At 57.7% G+C, this 2784-nt stretch carries 2 rRNA genes; both read left to right on the top strand.

Annotation, left to right across the window (positions count from 1 at the left end):
- A 16S ribosomal RNA gene (locus tag BLS67_RS23120) occupies positions 1–1067 on the top strand; the annotation flags it as partial.
- A 425-nt stretch (positions 1068–1492) separates the two neighbouring features.
- Positions 1493–2784, top strand: a 23S ribosomal RNA gene (locus BLS67_RS24245); the annotation flags it as partial.

Below are 2784 nucleotides of genomic sequence, written 5' to 3'. Positions count from 1 at the left end.
AGTGACGGTACCTGCAGAAGAAGCACCGGCCAACTACGTGCCAGCAGCCGCGGTAATACGTAGGGTGCAAGCGTTGTCCGGAATTATTGGGCGTAAAGAGCTCGTAGGCGGTTTGTCGCGTCGGCTGTGAAAGCCCGGAGCTCAACTCCGGGTCTGCAGTCGATACGGGCAGACTTGAGTGTTGCAGGGGAGACTGGAATTCCTGGTGTAGCGGTGAAATGCGCAGATATCAGGAGGAACACCGGTGGCGAAGGCGGGTCTCTGGGCAACAACTGACGCTGAGGAGCGAAAGCGTGGGGAGCGAACAGGATTAGATACCCTGGTAGTCCACGCCGTAAACGTTGGGCGCTAGGTGTGGGGGCCATTCCACGGTCTCCGTGCCGCAGCTAACGCATTAAGCGCCCCGCCTGGGGAGTACGGCCGCAAGGCTAAAACTCAAAGGAATTGACGGGGGCCCGCACAAGCGGCGGAGCATGTTGCTTAATTCGATGCAACGCGAAGAACCTTACCTAGGCTTGACATGTGCGGAAATCCTCCAGAGATGGTGGGTCCGTAAGGGTCGCACACAGGTGGTGCATGGTTGTCGTCAGCTCGTGTCGTGAGATGTTGGGTTAAGTCCCGCAACGAGCGCAACCCTCGTTCCATGTTGCCAGCGCGTTATGGCGGGGACTCATGGGAGACTGCCGGGGTCAACTCGGAGGAAGGTGGGGATGACGTCAAATCATCATGCCCCTTATGTCTAGGGCTGCAAACATGCTACAATGGCCGGTACAAAGGGCTGCGATACCGTGAGGTGGAGCGAATCCCAAAAAGCCGGTCTCAGTTCGGATTGGGGTCTGCAACTCGACCCCATGAAGTTGGAGTCGCTAGTAATCGCAGATCAGCAACGCTGCGGTGAATACGTTCCCGGGCCTTGTACACACCGCCCGTCACGTCACGAAAGTCGGTAACGCCCGAAGCCGGTGGCCCAACCCTTGTGGAGGGAGCCGTCGAAGGCGGGATCGGCGATTGGGACGAAGTCGTAACAAGGTAGCCGTACCGGAAGGTGCGGCTGGATCACCTCCTTTCTAAGGAGCACTGGCCGGCCATGACCGTGGGGTAGTTCCTGCGGGTGTCCGGTCCAGAGTCACGCCCATGCCGTGATGATCGCCCGCTTCAGGGTGGTTGCGTGTGTGTGGGGTGTCGCTCACGGGTGGAACACTGACCAGTTCGATCATCTGATCGTTCTCGGCTCCTAGTACAGCCAGCCTTGCTGGTGGGAACGGGGGTGGGGGCGGGGGGATGTCGTAGGCACGCTGTTGGGTCCTGAGAGAGCGGACCGACTGCTGGTGGGAACACCGGTTGTTGGGTTGCCTCTTGGACGGGGCCTGCCTGTTCATCACATCAGCCTGGTTTCACGGGTGTTCGGTGGTGGGTGTGGGGTGGGTGGTCGTTCGTTCTTTGAGAACTGCACAGTGGACGCGAGCATCTTGTAGTGATTGTTTGTTTGTGTGTTCAAGTTGTTAAGGGCGCACGGTGGATGCCTTGGCACCAGGAGCCGATGAAGGACGTAGGAGGCTGCGATAAGCCTCGGGGAGCTGTCAACCGAGCGTTGATCCGAGGATTTCCGAATGGGGGAACCCCGCACCAGTCATGTGGTGTGACCCGCGCCTGAATATATAGGGCGTGTGGAGGGAACGTGGGGAAGTGAAACATCTCAGTACCCACAGGAAGAGAAAACAACAGTGATTCCGTGAGTAGTGGCGAGCGAAAGCGGATGAGGCTAAACCATGTGCATGTGATAGCCGGCAGGCGTTGTGCATGTGGGGTCGTGGGACGCATCTTGTTGCTACTGCCGTAGTGGCCGGGAGTCAAAAATAGTGTGTTGTTAGTGGAAGGCCTCTGGAAGGGGTCGCCATAGAGGGTGAGAGCCCCGTACACGAAAACGCGCACTCTCTCGTGATGATGTTCCCAAGTAGCACCGAGCTCGTGGAATTCGGTGTGAATCTGGCGGGACCACCCGCTAAGCCTAAATACTCCCTGGTGACCGATAGCGGACAAGTACCGTGAGGGAAAGGTGAAAAGTACCCCGGGAGGGGAGTGAAATAGTACCTGAAACCGTGTGCCTACAAGCCGTGAGAGCCTTAGGTCCTTCGGGTCCGGGGTGATTGCGTGCCTTTTGAAGAATGAGCCTGCGAGTTAGCGGTACGTGGCGAGGTTAACCCGTGTGGGGTAGCCGTAGCGAAAGCGAGTCCGAATAGGGCGTTCCAGTCGCGTGCTCTAGACCCGAAGCCGAGTGATCTACCCATGGCCAGGTTGAAGCGCGGGTAAGACCGCGTGGAGGACCGAACCCACTTCGGTTGAAAACGGAGGGGATGAGCTGTGGGTAGGGGTGAAAGGCCAATCAAACTCGGTGATAGCTGGTTCTCCCCGAAATGCATTTAGGTGCAGCGTCACGTGTTTCTTGCCGGAGGTAGAGCACTGGATGGTCTAGGGGCCCCACAAGGTTACTGAAATCAACCAAACTCCGAATGCCGGTAAGTGAGAGCGTGGCAGTGAGACTGCGGGCGATAAGGTTCGTAGTCGAGAGGGAAACAGCCCAGATCATCAGCTAAGGCCCCTAAGCGTGTGCTAAGTGGAAAAGGATGTGGAGTCGCAGTGACAACCAGGAGGTTGGCTTAGAAGCAGCCACCCTTGAAAGAGTGCGTAATAGCTCACTGGTCAAGTGATTCCGCGCCGACAATGTAGCGGGGCTCAAGCACACCGCCGAAGCTATGGCATTCACGCAATAGCCTGCCTTCATCT

The organism is Klenkia soli (genome assembly GCF_900103975.1).
GTDB lineage: Bacteria > Actinomycetota > Actinomycetes > Mycobacteriales > Geodermatophilaceae > Klenkia > Klenkia soli.
The sequence above is the reverse complement of the archived record's forward strand: the minus strand, read 5'-3'. Positions and strand labels throughout refer to the sequence as shown.